This window comes from Pseudonocardia wallangbongensis (assembly GCF_054486945.1).
On sequence record NZ_JBRERS010000010.1, the window covers coordinates 333141 to 347785 of the forward strand.

The 14645-nt window shown below is 72.6% G+C and carries 15 protein-coding genes; 10 read left to right on the forward strand and 5 right to left on the reverse strand.

Going from position 1 to position 14645, the window contains the following annotated elements; translation table 11 throughout:
• The first annotated feature begins 15 nt into the window (after window positions 1–15).
• A complete protein-coding gene (locus ACU436_RS31580; RefSeq protein WP_459030659.1) occupies window positions 16–696 on the forward strand; it encodes a class I SAM-dependent methyltransferase in 681 nt (226 codons plus the stop codon).
• Here the strand turns inward: ACU436_RS31580 and ACU436_RS31585 are convergent.
• Window positions 680–1987, reverse strand: coding sequence for a lipopolysaccharide biosynthesis protein (locus ACU436_RS31585; RefSeq protein WP_459030660.1), 1308 nt, complete (start codon window positions 1985–1987; stop codon window positions 680–682). The two genes, ACU436_RS31580 and ACU436_RS31585, sit on opposite strands and share 17 nt — an antisense overlap.
• A complete protein-coding gene (locus ACU436_RS31590) occupies window positions 1980–3662 on the reverse strand; it encodes a choline dehydrogenase (RefSeq protein ID WP_459030661.1) in 1683 nt (560 codons plus the stop codon). The genes ACU436_RS31585 and ACU436_RS31590 overlap by 8 nt, the downstream gene beginning before the upstream one ends.
• A 215-nt stretch (window positions 3663–3877) precedes the next feature.
• On the opposite strand from ACU436_RS31590, the gene ACU436_RS31595 reads away from it, so the two are divergent.
• The 6 genes from ACU436_RS31595 (at window position 3878) to ACU436_RS31620 (ending at window position 9061) form a co-directional block, all read left to right on the forward strand.
• Window positions 3878–4453, forward strand: coding sequence for a dihydrofolate reductase family protein (locus ACU436_RS31595; protein ID WP_459030662.1), 576 nt, complete (start codon window positions 3878–3880; stop codon window positions 4451–4453).
• Window positions 4453–4797 (forward strand): YciI family protein, encoded by a 345-nt coding sequence (locus ACU436_RS31600; protein ID WP_459030663.1) that lies wholly within the window; start codon window positions 4453–4455, stop codon window positions 4795–4797. Before ACU436_RS31595 ends, ACU436_RS31600 begins: the two co-directional genes overlap by 1 nt.
• Window positions 4794–5939, forward strand: a complete 1146-nt coding sequence (locus tag ACU436_RS31605) for an RNA polymerase sigma factor (protein ID WP_459030664.1) — start codon at window positions 4794–4796, stop codon at window positions 5937–5939. The genes ACU436_RS31600 and ACU436_RS31605 overlap by 4 nt, the downstream gene beginning before the upstream one ends.
• Before the next feature lie 73 nt (window positions 5940–6012).
• Window positions 6013–7422 carry an APC family permease gene (locus ACU436_RS31610; protein WP_459030665.1) on the forward strand — a complete coding sequence of 470 codons (1410 nt, stop codon included), beginning with the start codon at window positions 6013–6015 and terminating at the stop codon, window positions 7420–7422.
• A complete protein-coding gene (locus ACU436_RS31615; RefSeq protein WP_459030666.1) occupies window positions 7419–8261 on the forward strand; it encodes a class I SAM-dependent methyltransferase in 843 nt (280 codons plus the stop codon). The genes ACU436_RS31610 and ACU436_RS31615 overlap by 4 nt, the downstream gene beginning before the upstream one ends.
• Window positions 8261–9061, forward strand: coding sequence for a transporter substrate-binding domain-containing protein (locus ACU436_RS31620; RefSeq protein ID WP_459030689.1), 801 nt, complete (start codon window positions 8261–8263; stop codon window positions 9059–9061). Before ACU436_RS31615 ends, ACU436_RS31620 begins: the two co-directional genes overlap by 1 nt.
• 7 nt (window positions 9062–9068) lie before the next feature.
• Here ACU436_RS31620 and lexA read toward each other — a convergent pair whose 3' ends face one another.
• Window positions 9069–9704, reverse strand: a complete 636-nt coding sequence (lexA, locus tag ACU436_RS31625; protein ID WP_459030667.1) for a transcriptional repressor LexA — start codon at window positions 9702–9704, stop codon at window positions 9069–9071.
• Between the two features lie 74 nt (window positions 9705–9778).
• On the reverse strand, window positions 9779–10378 hold the full coding sequence (locus tag ACU436_RS31630; protein ID WP_459030668.1) for a nitroreductase family protein: 600 nt from the start codon (window positions 10376–10378) through the stop codon (window positions 9779–9781).
• 107 nt (window positions 10379–10485) lie between these two features.
• On the opposite strand from ACU436_RS31630, the gene ACU436_RS31635 reads away from it, so the two are divergent.
• Genes ACU436_RS31635 through ACU436_RS31645 form a run of 3 tightly spaced genes read left to right on the forward strand, consistent with a single transcriptional unit; the run spans window position 10486 to window position 13795 of the window.
• Window positions 10486–11451, forward strand: coding sequence for a LacI family DNA-binding transcriptional regulator (locus tag ACU436_RS31635; protein ID WP_459030669.1), 966 nt, complete (start codon window positions 10486–10488; stop codon window positions 11449–11451).
• Window positions 11448–12566 carry a mandelate racemase/muconate lactonizing enzyme family protein gene (locus ACU436_RS31640; RefSeq protein WP_459030670.1) on the forward strand — a complete coding sequence of 373 codons (1119 nt, stop codon included), beginning with the start codon at window positions 11448–11450 and terminating at the stop codon, window positions 12564–12566. Before ACU436_RS31635 ends, ACU436_RS31640 begins: the two co-directional genes overlap by 4 nt.
• Window positions 12563–13795 (forward strand): MFS transporter, encoded by a 1233-nt coding sequence (locus ACU436_RS31645; protein WP_459030671.1) that lies wholly within the window; start codon window positions 12563–12565, stop codon window positions 13793–13795. The genes ACU436_RS31640 and ACU436_RS31645 overlap by 4 nt, the downstream gene beginning before the upstream one ends.
• A gap of 168 nt (window positions 13796–13963) precedes the next feature.
• Here the strand turns inward: ACU436_RS31645 and ACU436_RS31650 are convergent, their stop codons facing one another.
• Entirely contained in the window at window positions 13964–14584 is a 621-nt protein-coding gene (locus tag ACU436_RS31650; RefSeq protein ID WP_459030690.1) for an integrase core domain-containing protein, read from the reverse strand.
• Window positions 14585–14645 lie beyond the last annotated feature (61 nt).

Below are 14645 nucleotides of genomic sequence, written 5' to 3' on the forward strand. Positions count from 1 at the left end.
GTGCACACTGTCCGGATGGAGCAGCGGCCGCCGTCCCCGACCGAGCTCGCCCACCGGCCGGAACCCGGCGATCCGCGCCTGGACCTGCTCGCCGGCGCCATCGACCTGCACCACGGCCGGATCCGGTTCGTGCACCCGCGCGACCCGGCGGCCCTGCTGTACGAGGACGACGTCGCCGCCGACCAGGCCTACCCGCCGTACTGGGCGGAGCTGTGGCCGAGCGGGATCGAGCTTGCCAACGCCGTGTCGGCGGGCGACTGGACGGGCGCGCACGCCGTGGAACTGGGCTGCGGCCTTGGCCTGCCCGCCGTGGCCGCCGCCCTCGCCGGGGCACGGGTACTCGCCACCGACCGGTCCGCCGACGCGCTCGCGTTCGCCGCCGTGAACGCCGAGCAGAACGGGACGAGCATCGAGACGGCGCGGTGCTCGTGGGACGAGCCCGGCGAGCTGGTCGAGCGCGGCCCGTTCCAGCTCGTGCTCGCCGCCGACGTCCTGTACGGCCAGCGCAACGTCGACGAGATGCACGCCCTCCTCCCCCGGCTGGTCGCCGACGGCGGGCAGGTGTGGATCGCCGACCCGGAGCGGCCGCTGGCCGGGGAGTTCCTCGACGGCGCCCGGGCGCGCTGGGCGTCGGTGCGGACGTCGCCGACCCGGTTGCCGAAGGTCTGGATCCACCGCCTCACGCGGGCCGGCTGACCCGCCTCCTCGATGTCCAGTGGCGGATCAGGATCGCGACGGCCACCACCGACTGCCCCACGACCAGCGCGACACCCACCCCGGTGAGCCCCTGCGTCGGCATGAGCACCAGCGCGAGCGGGATGACGAGCACCGCAACCGCCGCCGGCACGCCGAGCAACACGGCCCGCTGCTGCCGCACCCTGGCCCCGAAGAGCGCCGCGGTGACGATGACGTTCGGGATCGCGGAGAGGGAGCTGAGCGCGAGCAACGTCGTCCCGGTCGCGGCGTAGTGCGCGCCGAAGATCGAGAGGATCAGCCCGGCGCCCGGGACGATGACGACCGCGGCGGGCAGGATCAGGGCGAGCGACCTCGTCACCGTGCTGCGGCGGGCGGCTTCCAGCGCTTCCGGGTCGGCCGCCACGTGCGCAACCAGCGACTGCCCCATCCCGTGCGACACGAGGTACAGGCCGTAGGCGATCGCCCACGCGACGCCGAACGTCGCCGCCTGCTCGGCGCCCAGCGTCACGAGGACGAGCAGCGGCAGCCCGAACTCGACCGCGTTCGTGAACAGCCCGCCCGTCCAGTCGGCCGACACGAACCGGGCGACGGCGCGGGGCCGTACCGGGGACTCGGCGGGAGGTTCCCCGCGGGCGGGCGCGGGCAGGACGCGCAGCAGGTACCCGGTGATGCCGAGCACGATCAGCGCGGTGGCCACCATCCACGACACGGCGATCGCACCGCCGAACGCGACCAGCGCCCCCACCCCGAGCAGCGCGATCTTCAGCAGGGAGAACACCAGGTTCTCCAGCGGCACGAGCGTGGCCCGCTTGACCGCGGTGAGGACGTAGTCCTGGATGACGAACACCGTCCAGATCGGCGTGGACAGCACGAAGAACGCCACCAGCGGACCGCCCCCGACCGCCTGCCTGAGCTCGGGCGCCCACCACCCGGCCCCGAGCGCGAAGATCCCACCCGCCACGCAGGCGACCACGATCCCCACCCCGTAGCAGGTGAACACGAGCCGCCGGGCCGACCGCTCGGCGACGGGCACGAAGCGCAGCAGCGCGTTCCCGAGGTTGAGCTGCGCGCCCACCGCGATCAGCGTCATCGTCGAGATCAGCGTGTTGTTGATCCCGACGATCTCCGGCGGGAACAGCCGGGCGGCCACCACCCAGTAGAGCAGCCCGATGACCGAGGTCAGCCCCGAGCTGAGCACGAGCGCCAGCCCGTCGCGGTGCTGCGGGGCGCTCCAGCCGGCGAGGACCCCCCGCAGGCGGCCGGCCAGGCCCGGCGCCGCCGCGTCAGGCATTGCCGGCGTCGGCCCCCGCGGTGTCGCTCGCCCTCGTGGGCACGGCGGGGCGCTCCGCAGCGAGCGGGGTGTTGCCGAGGACGATGTCGGCCGCCTTCTCCGCGAGCATCAGCGTGGGCCCGTAGGTGTTGGCGTTGATGATCGACGGGAACGCGGCGGCGTCGACGACGCGCAGGCCGTCCACCCCGCGCACCCGCATCGTGGCCGGGTCGACCACCGCGCCGTCGTCGGATCCCATCCGCGCCGAGCACGACAGGTGCAGGCCGGGCTGCCCGGTGCGGGTCACCCAGTCCATGACCTCGTCGTCCGTGCGGACGTCGGTGCCGGGCAGCCACTCGCCGCCGTCGAGGCCCTTCATCGCCGGCTGCCCGAGGAGCTCACGGGCGATCCGCACGGCGGCGAGCCAGCGCGTGCGGTCCTCGGCCCCGGAGAGGAAGTTGAGCTGCAACGCCGGGTGCGCCTCGGGATCGGTGGACGTGATCCGGACGGACCCCCGCGCCTCGGAGCGCATCACCTCGACGTGCATCTGGTAGCCGTGCTGGTCGACCGGCATCGACCGCTCCTCGCTCTGCATGGCGAGCGGGGCGAGCACGAAGAACAGGTCGGGGTAGCCCTGCTCCGGCGAGGTGCGGGCGAACCCGCCGACCCGCATCGGGTTCCAGGCGCCGGCGCCGCGACCGAACAGCAGCGCCTCACCGACGATCTTCGGCCAGTTCGACTTGCGGCGGACCGCCGCCATCGACACCGGCTGGAGGCAGGTGTGCTGGATGTGCACGGCGTAGTGGTCCTGCAGCGACTGCCCGACGCCCGGCAGGTGCTGCACCACGGGCACGCCGAGCCCCTCCAGGTGGGCCTGGTCGCCGATCCCGGACAGCTGCAGGATCTGCGGCGTGCCGACGGCGCCCGCCGCCAGCACGACCTCCTTCGCCCGGGCGAACGTCTCGGTGTCGCCGTGGCGGTACCGCACGCCGACGGCGCGACCGCCCTCGATCTCGACCTTCCCGACCAGGACCCGGGTGCGGATCTCGAGGTTGCTGCGCCCGCGCACCGGCCACAGGTAGGCCCGCGAGGCCGACTCCCGCCGGCCGCCGCGAACACCCTGGTCGAGCGGGGCGAAGCCTTCCTGCTCGGAACCGTTGGTGTCCCTCAGGACCTTGTGCCCGGCCTGGCGAACCGCCTCGAAGAAGGCGTCGAAGATCGGCCCGTCGACCGGGCTCGGCGCGATGGTGTGCGGGCCGCTACGGCCGCGGAAGGCGTCCTCGGCATCGCCGACCCGGCGTTCGAGCCTGCGGAAGTAGGGCAGGCAGTGGGCGTAGTCCCAGTCGTCGGTGCCGGTCTCCTGCGCCCACCGGTCGTAGTCCGCCCGGTTGCCCCGGGTGTAGAGCATTCCGTTGATGCTGGTGGAGCCGCCGAGCACCTTCCCGCGCGGGTGCTCGATCCGCCTGCCCGAAAGGTGCGGCTCGGGCTCGGCCACGTAACGCCAGTCGTGCGCGGCGCTCCCCACCGGCATGCCCATCGCCAGCGGCAGGTGCACCGCGAGGTCCCACCAGTAGTCCGGCCGACCCGCCTCGAGGAGAAGGACGCGGGTGTTCGGGTCCGCGCTCAGCCGGTTGGCCAGCACGCTACCGGCGGCGCCACCGCCCACGATCACGAAGTCGTACGCCTGCTCGGACATGTGGGCTTTCACACCTCGGTTCACGCTCATACCGCTGGACGACCTCAGGCTATCGCCGGTGCCTGAAAGCAAACTGTGGGTGGCCGCGCACCGAATAACCGTCGACGGGTGTATTGCAGCCAGGCAGGTGTGATCGGCGTCACACAACCGGGCTGTCCCCTTCGGCCGACCCCGGTCGTCCCCTTCCCGACACGCACCCGACGAAGGAGGATGAAATGGGCAAAGTGATCGTAATTTCGTTCGTGACGCTCGACGGCGTCATGGAGGACCCGGACGGCTCCGGCGGCACGCCGCAGGGCGGCTGGGCGTTCCGGTACGGACCGGAAGCCACCGCGGGCGACAAGTTCGGGCTCGGCCCGGTGCTCGACACGGGCGTGATGCTGCTGGGCCGGACGACGTGGGAGCTCTTCTCCCGCATCTTCGGGCCACGCACCGACCCGTTCTCGCAGAAGATGAACACCATTCCCAAGATCGTGGCGTCCCGCGCGCTCGATCGGGCCGACGGCTGGCAGGGCTCGACCGTGCTGCAGGGTGACCTCGACGTCGAGGTGGCGCGGCTCAGGGAGGACCGGGACGTGGTGATCCCCGGGAGCACGAGCGTGGTCGAGCGCCTGGCCGCGCGCGACCTGATCGACCAGTACCGGCTGCTCGTCTTCCCGACCGTGCTCGGCGAGGGCCGCCGGCTCTTCGCCGACGGCACCGCGCCCGTGGACCTGGAGCTCACCGGCGCCGAGACCCTTGGCCCGGCTGTGCGCCTGGTGTACGACCGTCGGAACGGCAAGGAGAGCTGATGCGGTACGCACTGCTGATCAACGAACGTCCGGGCGCCACCGACTCGCACGACGAGCGCGAGCGCGCCGCCGTCACCGCCGAGTACATGGCGTTCCACGACGACCCGCGCGTGACCGGCGGCGAACGGCTCCAGCCCGCGGAGACCGCCACCACCGTCCGCGCCGCCGGAGCGGAGATGCTGCTGACCGACGGCCCGTTCGCCGACACCAAGGAGATCTTCGGCGGGTTCTTCCTGGTGGATGCGCCCGACCTGGACAGCGCGCTCGAGCTGGCCGGGAAGGTTCCGGCGCTGCGGTTCGGCGGGTCCGTCGAGGTGCGGCCCCTGATCGACTACGGCAGGTGATCGACGAGATCTTCCGGGCCGAGTGGGGCCGGGTCGTCGCCTCCCTGGTCGGCTTCTGCCGCGACGTCGACGTCGCGGAGGAGGCCGCCCAGGAGGCGTTCGCCCTGGCCGTGCAGCGCTGGGCCCGGGACGGGTTGCCCGACGAACCGCGGGCGTGGCTCGTCACCGTTGGGCGCAACAAGGCCGTCGACCGGCTGCGGCGCGACCGCCGGCACACCGAGAAGGTGCAGCTCCTCCCACCACCCGGACAGGCCCCGATGCCCGCCACCGCGATCCCCGACGAGCGCCTCGAGCTGATCTTCCTGTGCTGCCACCCGGCGCTCGCACCGGAGGCGCGGGTGGCGCTGACCCTGCGCGCGCTTGGCGGGATGTCCACGGCGGAGATCGCGCGTGCGTTCCTGGTGTCCGAGGAGACCATGAAGCGCCGGCTCAGCCGGGCCCGTACGAAGATCAAGGCGGCCGGGATCCCGTTCGCGGTGCCCGGCGAGGACCTGCTCCCGGCCCGGCTCGGCACGGTCCTCGCCGTGCTCTACCTGATCTTCAACCAGGGCTACGGCGACCAGCGCGTCGACCTGGCCGCCGAGGCGATCCACCTGGGCCGCATGCTGGCACGGCTCCTGCCCGCCGAACCCGAGGTGAGCGCCCTGCTCGCCCTGATGCTGCTGCACGACGCCCGCCGCGACGCCCGCACCCGCGACGGCGAGCTCGTCCTGCTCGCCGACCAGGACCGCTCCCGGTGGAACGCCGGGCAGATCGAGGAGGGACGCGCGCTCCTGCGCGGCACCGCGGGCCCGTACGCCGTGCAGGCCGCGATCGCCGCGCTCCAGACCGAGGACCCGATCGACTGGGCGGCCGTCGCCGGCCTGTACGCCGGGCTCCGGGAGCTCACCGGGTCCGCGGTCGTCGAGCTCAACCGCGCCGTCGCCGTGGCCGAGACCGCCGGCCCGCGCGCCGCGCTGGAGATCGTCGACGCCGTCGCCCCCGGTCTCGACGGCTACCGCTACCTGCACTCCACCCGGGCCGAGCTGCTGCGCCGGCTCGGGGAGCCGGCCGCCGCCCGCGCCGCCTACCGCCGAGCACTCGACCTCACCGCCACGGAGGCCGAGCGGCGGTTCCTCGACCGCCGCCTCGCGGAACTCTGACGCAGGTGGGACTGGTCCACCGGGCCGGAAGGTGTGATCATCGGCTCCTTCGTAGAGCGAGGGGGCCACACCCGTGACGAACCACGAGGAAACCGGATTCATCAAGGCCCTCGGGCGCTGGGACACCCTCGCGGTGGGGTTCGGCGCGATGATCGGCTTCGGCTGGGTCGTCCTGGTGGGCGGCTGGCTGGAGAACGCGGGCACGCTCGGGGCGGCGCTGGCGTTCGTCGCGGGCGGCCTGGTCATGACGCTGGTCGGGCTGGCGTACGCCGAGCTCGTCTCCGCGATGCCGCGAGCCGGCGGCGAGCACAACTACGCGCTGCGCGCCTTGGGCTCCCGACCGGCGTTCGTGACGTCGTGGGCGATCGTGCTGGGGTACGTCTCGGTGGTCGCGTTCGAGGCCGTCGCGCTGCCGCAGACCCTGCTCTACCTCGCCCCGGACATGCTGGCCGGCCGGCTGTGGTCGGTGGCCGGGTACGACGTGTACGCGACGTGGGCGCTGGTCGGGATCGCGGGCGCCGTGCTGATCACCGGCGTCAACTACGTCGGCATCCGCCCGGCCAGCGTCGTGCAGACCATCGCCGTCGCGTTCCTGCTCGTGGTCGGTCTCGTCCTGCTCACCGGCACGTTCGTCGGCGGCGACGCCCGCCACATGGAGCCGTGGTTCACCGGCGGGCTCGTCGGCTTCGTCGGGGTGCTCGTCGCCACCCCGTTCCTGTTCGTCGGCTTCGACGTGATCCCGCAGTCCGCCGAGGAGATCGACCTGCCGCAGCGGCAGGTGGGCAAGCTGCTGGTCGTCTCCGTGCTGATGGCCACGGCCTTCTACGTCGTGGTGGTCCTGAGTGTCAGCTCGGCACTGCCCCACGCCGAGCTGGCCACCGCCGAGCTGGCCACCGCCGACGGGATGACCGCGTTGTGGGGCAGCCCGGCGATGGGCACCCTCCTCATCCTCGGCGGCATCGCCGGCATCCTGACGAGCTGGAACGGGTTCCTCATCGGCGCGAGCCGGATCATCTACGCGATGGCCGAGTCCGGGATGCTCCCCCGCTGGCTCGCCTACCTGCACCCGCGCTACCGCACGCCCACGCACGCGATCCTGGTCGTCGGTGGGCTGTCGGTGATCGCGCCGCTGTTCGGCCGGCAGATGCTGGTGTGGCTCGTCGACGCGGGCGGGGTCAACATCGTGGTCGCGTTCCTGCTCGTCTCCCTGTCGTTCCTCGTGCTGCGCAGGCGCGAGCCGGACATGCCGCGACCGTTCCGGGTGGCGGCCGGTCCCCTGGTCGGGTGGGCCGCCGTCGTGCTGAGCCTCGGGCTCGCCGTGCTGTACCTGCCCGGGATGCCGGCCGCGCTCGCCTGGCCCGCGGAGTGGATGATCGTCGGGGTCTGGTGGATCGTCGGCCTGTGGTTCGTGCTGCGGCTGCCGCGGGTCGGCGCCGGGCCGGACGCCGAGGAACGACTGATGGAGGCGACTGCACGACGATGACCGGTATCCATCCCTCGAACGTCGACTCCGCCACCGCGTGGGACGGCCCCACCGGTGAGGTGTGGGCCGAGAACGCCGAGCAGTTCGACGCGGGCGTCGCCCGGTACATGCGGCCCTTCCTGAACGCCGTGGCCATCGAGCCCACCAGCCACGTGCTCGACGTCGGCTGCGGCAACGGGCTCACCACCTGCGAGGCGGCCCGACGAGCAGCGGCTGTGACGGGGGTGGATCTGTCCGCTCGGATGCTCGGCCTCGCCCGGCGCCGCGCCGCGGAGGCCGGGTTGGCGAACGTCTCGTTCGCGCAGGCCGACGTGCAGGTGGCCGACCTCGGCGAGGCCCGCTACGACCGCGTGATCAGCCGCAACGGCGTGATGTTCTTCGGCGACCCGGTCGCCGCGTTCACCAACCTCGGCCGGGCGCTGAAGCCGGGCGGGCGCATGGTGCTGCTGGTCTGGCAGGCCATGGCGGACAACCCGTGGTTCACCGCGTTCCGCGACGCGGTCGCGGTGGGCCGGGACCTCCCGCCGCCGCCGCCGGACGGCCCCGGCCCGTTCGCGCTCGGCCACCCGGACCGCGTCCGCGCGCTGCTGGCCTCCGCCGGCTTCGGCGAACCGGAGCTCGTCGGCGCCCGCGAGCCGATGTACTACGGCCCCGACGTGGCGGCCGCCGAGCGGTACGTCCGAGCGATGATCGGCAGCCAGCTCGCCGAGCTGGACGACGCGGGCCGCGCCGAGGCCGGGGCCCGCCTGCGCGCGACGCTGGAGGAGCACCTCGGGCCCGACGGAGTGACGTACCCGTCGGCGATGTGGATCATCACGGCGAGCAGGTCCGGCTCGTGATCACCCGGCTCGTCGCGGGCGCGGTGGCTGCGGTGGCCCTCCTCGCGGGGTGCTCGTTGGAGCCCGCCGCCGAACCCGCGGCCGCCGGTCCGGCGCAGAGCGTGCTCGACACCGTGCTCGCCAACGGGGAGATCAAGGTCTGCAGCACCGGCGACTACCGCCCGTTCACCTACCTCGACGAGGCCACCGGGCAGTGGGAGGGCATCGACGTCGACATGGCGGGCGACCTCGCCGCGAAGCTCGGCGTGCGGCTCACGCTCGTGCAGACCACGTGGGGCACGCTCGTCGACGACCTCGGCCGCACCTGCGACATCGCCATGGGCGGCATCTCCGTCACCACCGACCGCGCCAAGCGCGCGTTCTACAGCGACCCCTACCTGGTCGACGGCAAGACGCCGATCACGCGCTGCGAGAACGTGGCCCGGTTCCAGACCCTGGAGCAGATCGACCAGCCGGGCGTGCGGGCGGTGGTCAACCCCGGCGGAACGAACGAGGAGTTCGCCCAGGCCAGCCTGACCCGGGCCACCATCGTCCCCCACCCCGACAACAACACGATCTTCGAGGAGATCCTGGCCGGCCGCGCGGACCTGATGATGACCGACGCCACCGAGACCCGGTGGCAGCAGCACCAGCACCCCGAACTGTGCGCGGTGCACCCGGACGCACCGTTCACGTTCTCCGAGAAGGCCTACCTGCTTCCCCGGGGCGACGTCGTCATGAAGGAGTGGGTCGACGGCTGGCTGCACATCGCGCAGCACGACGGCACGTACAGCGGCTTCGCCCAGCCGCGCCTCGGCTAGGCCGAATCTAGACGCTGCGCAGCACCGAGACGATGATGCCCAGCACGACCGCCTCGTCGCCGTCGATCACGTCGTAGGCGGGGTTGCGCGGCTCCAGGTACACGTGGCCGTTCCGGCGCCGGTACACCTTCACCGTGGCCTCGCCGTCGATCATCGCGGCCACGATCTGGCCGGAGTGGGCCTCGGGCTGCTGCCGGACCACCACCGTGTCGCCGTCGCAGATCGCGGCGTCGACCATGGAGTCGCCGCGGACCCGGAGGGCGAAGACGTTGCCGCGCCCGGCGAGCTCGCGGGGCAGCGTCAGGACGTCGTCGACGTGCTCCTCGGCGAGGATGGGCGTGCCCGCCGCGATGTCGCCGACGACGGGGACGGGCACCGAGTCACCGGTGTCCCGCGCCTGCGGCTCCTGCAGGAAGGCGCGGACGTCGATCGGGCGGGCCATCGCCGCTCCGCGCCGCAGGAAACCCTTCTCCTCCAGGCTCGCCAGGTGCTTCGACACCGACGAGGCCGACCGCAACCCGACGGCCGAGCCGATCTCCCGGGTGCTGGGCGGATACCCGTACCGGACGACGAAGTCCCGGATGGTGAGCAGAATCCGCTGCTGCCGCAAGGGCAGGGAGGAGGCATCCAGAAGATCGAACACAGGAAAGATGATCGCACCATGGATCCACAGTGCTGTTCAGCGGGCCGGAAATCAGCAGTGCGGATCCACAGTGGCTACCAGGTGCCCCGGTGGACCACCTCGTTCACGTCCCTCCTGCCTCTTCTCAGGGATGGGGAGCGGACGTTGTCCTCGCCCTCGTAGCCCACTGATAGGCACCCGATCGGGCGGTATTCCTCCGGTACTCCGAATGCCTCCCGGAACGGGGTGGTCCGGTCCGGCGGGATGCCGAAGAAGCAGGCCCCCAGGCCCTCGTCCACCGCGGTGAGCAGCATGAGCAGGGCGGCCATCCCGGTGTCGATGTCCCAGTAGGGCACCGGCCAGCGGCGCTCGTCGCGGTCGGCCCAGCCCTTGTCGGGTTCGGCGTACCGATCCAGGTACGCGGCCTTGTGCGCCAGCGGCACGATCAGCAGCGGGGCCCGGCGCATCCGGGTGAGCCAGCGGTCGGGGGCGCCCGCCCCGGTGGTGGCCGCCCAGAACCGCTCCCGCTCCTGCGGCGACTCCAGCACCAGGAACGCCCACCCCTGGCTGAACCCCGCGGACGGCGCCCGGATCGCGTGCGCGAGCAACCGCTCCCGCACCTCGGGCGGCACGGGCCGGTCGGGGTCGTAGTCCCGCACCATGCGCCGGCTGCGGACGACTTCGGCGAACTCCACGCCGATCACCCTGCCCCATCCCGACCGGTCTTGTCACAGCTCATCCCATATGTCAACGTTCACATGTGGCAACGTTAACCGGCCCGCGCGGCGCGACCGTCAAAACGGTGGCCGCGCACGCGGGTGTCAGCGCCCAGACGGTGTCCCGCGTGCTGCGCGGCACCGGCTACGTCAGTGCGGAGACCCGGGCCAAGGTCCTCGCCGCCGTCGCGGCCGTGGGCTACCGGCCCAACGCCGTCGGCCGGAGCCTGCGCGCCACCCGCACACCGATGGTGGGGCTGCTGATCACCGACATCGCCAACCCGTTCTACGCGCGGCTGCACAAGTCGGTCGAGGCGGTGTTCCGCGAGCGCGGGCTGACGCTCATGCTGATGAACTCCGACGACGACCCCGACACCGAGCGCCAGCAGCTGGAGCTGGTGCGCTCCTACCGGCCGAGCGGCCTGCTGCTCGCGCCCGCGGTCCACAGCACGCTCACCACCCAGGACTTCGACGGTCCGGCGGTGCTCGTCAGCCGGACCCTGCCCGGCCTCCAGGTCCCGTCGGTCGTCACGGACGAGCCCGAGGCGATGGCCGGGGCGACCCGTGCCCTGCTCGACGCCGGCCACCGCCGGATCGCCGCGGTGCTCGGGCCGGAGGGCGCGTCCACCACCGCCCGCCGGGAGGCCGGCTACCGGGAGGCGATGCACGCCGCCGACGCCCCGCCGCTCGTCCGCTACACCGACCAGACCGGTCCCGGTGCCCGCACCGCGATCCGCGACGCGCTGCGCGCGGACCCCGGGATCACCGCGGCGCTCGGGTTCAACGGCCCCGTCACGGAGGGGATCCTCGCCGGCCTCGGCGACGAGGGCAGGACGATCCCGCACGACGTGTCGCTCATCGGCTTCACCGACGCGCCCTGGATGGCCTTCTACCCGCCGCCGATCACGGTCGTGCGGCAGCCCGTCGAGGAGATGGGCCGGCTCGCCGCCCGGCTCCTCCTCGACATGCTCGACGGCGGGCCGATCGGCGCCGACATGCACGTCGTCGCGAGCACACTGCTGCGCCGCGACTCGATCAGGGAGCTCGGATGAAGATCGTTTCCGTCGTCCCGCACGTCGTGGTCCAACACCTGGACCGGCCGTTCGGGATGTCGCAATGGCACTGGGACTCGCGGGCCGCCTGCCTGGTCGAGGTCCGCACCGACGACGGCATCACGGGCTGGGGCGAGTGCTTCGGCCCCGCCCAGGCCAACCGGGCGTTGATCGAGTCCTCGTTCGGACCGATGCTCGTCGGGCGCGACGCCGGCGAGCGGGTGGCGCTGTGGGAGGCGATGTACAACCGCAGCCGCGAGTGGGGCCGCAAGGGCGTCCCGATCGCGGCGCTCTCCGGCATCGAGATCGCCCTGTGGGACATCGCCGGCAAGGCCGCCGCCCTGCCCCTGTACCGGCTCCTCGGCGGGTCCCCGCCGGCGGCGTTCAGCGCGTACGCGTCGGCCTTCTACTACGCGGGGCCGTGGGACGGCGACCTGGAGGCCGAGGCGGCGCACCTGCGTGCTGCCGGCTACACCGCGTTCAAGATGAAGGTCGGGGGCCTGCCCGTCGACGAGGACGCCGCGCGGGTCCGCCGGGTGCGGGCCGCCCTCGGCCCGGACGTGCGGCTCGCCGTCGACGCCAACCGCGGCTTCACCGCCGCCGAGGCGATCCGGTTCGGCCGCGCGCTCACCGACGAGGACCTGTGGTTCTTCGAGGAACCGGTGCTCCCGGAGGACCTCGCCGCGTACGCGCGGGTCCGCGCCGCGCTCGACGTCCCGATCGCGGGCGGCGAGTCCGAGTACACGCGCTGGGGCTTCCGCGAGTTCCTCGCCGCCGGCCCGGTCGACATCCTCCAGCCGGACGCGACGGCCTGCGGTGGCATCCGGGAGACCCTGCTCGTCGCGGGCATGGCCAGCGCGCACGGCATCCCGACGATGCCGCACGTGTGGGGCTCGTCGATCACCGTCGCCGCCGGCCTGCACCTGATGACCGCCCTGCCCACCACCGTGCCGTCCATGGCGCGGGAGCGCCCCCACGTCGAGCTCGACCAGGCCCCGAACGTGTTCCGCGAGGAGCTGTCCGACCTCGCCTGCGGGCCGCACATGACGGTGCCGGACGGCCCGGGGCTCGGCATCGAGATCGACCGCTCCGTGATCGAGAGGCACCAGCCATGACCAAGTGGTGGCGCATCGGCGCCGTGCTCATGTTCGGCCTGTTCATCGCCTACCTCGACCGGTCCAACCTGTCGATCGCGCTGCCCGCGCTCTCGCAGGACATGGGGTTCGCCGGACCCGCGTTCGCCGACGCGTCGAGCTGGGCGCTCACGGCGTTCCTGTTCGGCTACCTCGCCGCGAACCTGCTGGGCGGCTTCCTCACCTACCGGATCGACCCGAGGCTCACCCTGATCGCCACGGTCGCGGTCTTCTCGACCTGCACCGTGCTCATCGGGTTCGTCGACTCGGCGGGCGTGCTGATCGCGCTGCGGGTCGCGATCGGTTTCGCGGAGGGGATCTACTGGCCCCAGCAGTTCCGGGTGGCGAAGGCCTGGTTCACCGAGAAGGAGATGAGCAAGGGCTCCGCGATCATCCAGTACTACGGGCAGTACACGGCGCTCGCGCTCGGGTTCTTCCTGCTCACCCCGCTCTACGACGCGCTGGGCTGGCGGCCGCTGTTCTGGCTCACCGGGGTCGCCGGGCTCGTGCTCGTCGTCCCGCTCTACGTGACGTTCCTCCGTTCCGCGCCTCCCGGGGCCGCGCCCGCGTCCGCCCCACCGGAGGCCCGCGGCAGGATCCGCTTCGCCGATCTCGGCGGCCCGCGGTTCCTGCTGATGGTGTTCAGCTACTTCTCCAACGGGATGCTGTTCTGGGGCATCACGCTGTGGATCCCGCTGGTGATCGAGTCGCTCGGGTTCACCGGCACCGGCCGCGGCCTGCTCGCCGCCCTGCCGTACGTGCTCTCGCTCGCCCTGACCGTCCCGATGATGGCGATCAGCGACCGCACCGGGAAGCGCGTGCTCATCGCCTCGTCCGGGCTGCTCGTCGGCGGGGCCCTCGTCGGCGCGATCCCGCTCGTGGAGAGCCCGATCGGCCGGCTCGTCCTGATCTGCGTGGGCATGGGCTACTTCACGGCGGCCTACACCTCGAACCTGTGGGCGGTGGCCGTGACCGACCTGCCCCCGCACCTCGTCGGCCCCGCCACCGGGATCATCAACGGCTTCGGCGCCGGGGGCGGCGGGATCGTCGCGGGCTTCGTCGTCGGGCGGCTCCACACGGCGACCGGCTCCTACCTGGCCGGCTTCGCCGTCCTGGGCGTGATGGCGATCCTCGGCGGCCTCGCCCTCCTCGCCTACGGGCGCCTGCGGAACCGCGAGCCTGCAGGTGGGGGTGCATTCGCGCCCACCTGATCACCTGGGGTGGCGGCCCGGTGATCGCCAGAAATGGTGTGAGGGCGACAGATCTGTCGCTGTGATGTCCGACCACATCGGTGACACCGATGTCTTGGGACATCGGTGACAGTGGTGAGCAGGACGCCCCGCATTGTGTGGGGCCGCTTCTCACAGTTCAAGGGCGCCCTATCGGGCGTCGCCGGTGGCGATGGCGCGGCGCGCCCCCCTTGAGCTGCGAGCCTCGGCGGCCCCGATCTGGCAGGCAGGGGCAGGCCGGTGGCCTGCCCGAGGTGTGTGCGGGGCGCCCTGCTCGGCTGGCGGGGTGGGTTCGAGTAGGGGTTGGCTGGGTTGGCGGTAGTAGCGCTGCCCGGGCAGGAGGGTGAGCGCGCGGACGGGGTGGCCGGCCTCGAGTAGCAGCAGCCGCCGGCCGTAGCGCACGGCGGTCAGCTCGGCGCCGGCCAGCCGGGTGCCCAGCCCGATGGTGTGCCGACCGAGGTAGACCACCCCTGTCGGGGTGACGGTGTGGCGGGTGAGCGCGACCCGGCCCGGGCCGGGGGCCAGCGGCTGGTCGGCCGGGCCGGCGGGGATGCGGGCCGCCCACGCCTCGGCCGGGGTAACCCCGCGCAGCGCCCGGTGTGGGCGGCGGTGGTTGTAGAACTGCACGAACCAGTCCAGCTGGGTCTGCAACTCGGCCAGGCTCGCCGCGCGCTCCTGGGTGCGCAGCCACCGTTTCAGCGTCTGGTGGGAGCGTGTCAGATGGTCTGTGTAACAAGATCCTCTTGAATCGAGGAGTACACAGATGACCATGACCGATGACCCGCGGGTTGAGCATCCACTTGGCGCCGCCGATGCCGCGCCGGTGACCGCG

Coding starts and splice junctions, on each gene's coding strand:
- ACU436_RS31590 (WP_459030661.1), bottom strand. CDS start 3,662: ATGTCCGAGCAGGCGTACGACTTCGTGATCGTGGGCGGTGGCGCCGCC.
- ACU436_RS31650 (WP_459030690.1), bottom strand. CDS start 14,584: ATGGTCATCTGTGTACTCCTCGATTCAAGAGGATCTTGTTACACAGAC.
- ACU436_RS31585 (WP_459030660.1), bottom strand. CDS start 1,987: ATGCCTGACGCGGCGGCGCCGGGCCTGGCCGGCCGCCTGCGGGGGGTC.
- ACU436_RS31600 (WP_459030663.1), top strand. CDS start 4,453: ATGCGGTACGCACTGCTGATCAACGAACGTCCGGGCGCCACCGACTCG.
- ACU436_RS31595 (WP_459030662.1), top strand. CDS start 3,878: ATGGGCAAAGTGATCGTAATTTCGTTCGTGACGCTCGACGGCGTCATG.
- ACU436_RS31645 (WP_459030671.1), top strand. CDS start 12,563: ATGACCAAGTGGTGGCGCATCGGCGCCGTGCTCATGTTCGGCCTGTTC.
- ACU436_RS31580 (WP_459030659.1), top strand. CDS start 16: ATGGAGCAGCGGCCGCCGTCCCCGACCGAGCTCGCCCACCGGCCGGAA.
- ACU436_RS31615 (WP_459030666.1), top strand. CDS start 7,419: ATGACCGGTATCCATCCCTCGAACGTCGACTCCGCCACCGCGTGGGAC.
- ACU436_RS31640 (WP_459030670.1), top strand. CDS start 11,448: ATGAAGATCGTTTCCGTCGTCCCGCACGTCGTGGTCCAACACCTGGAC.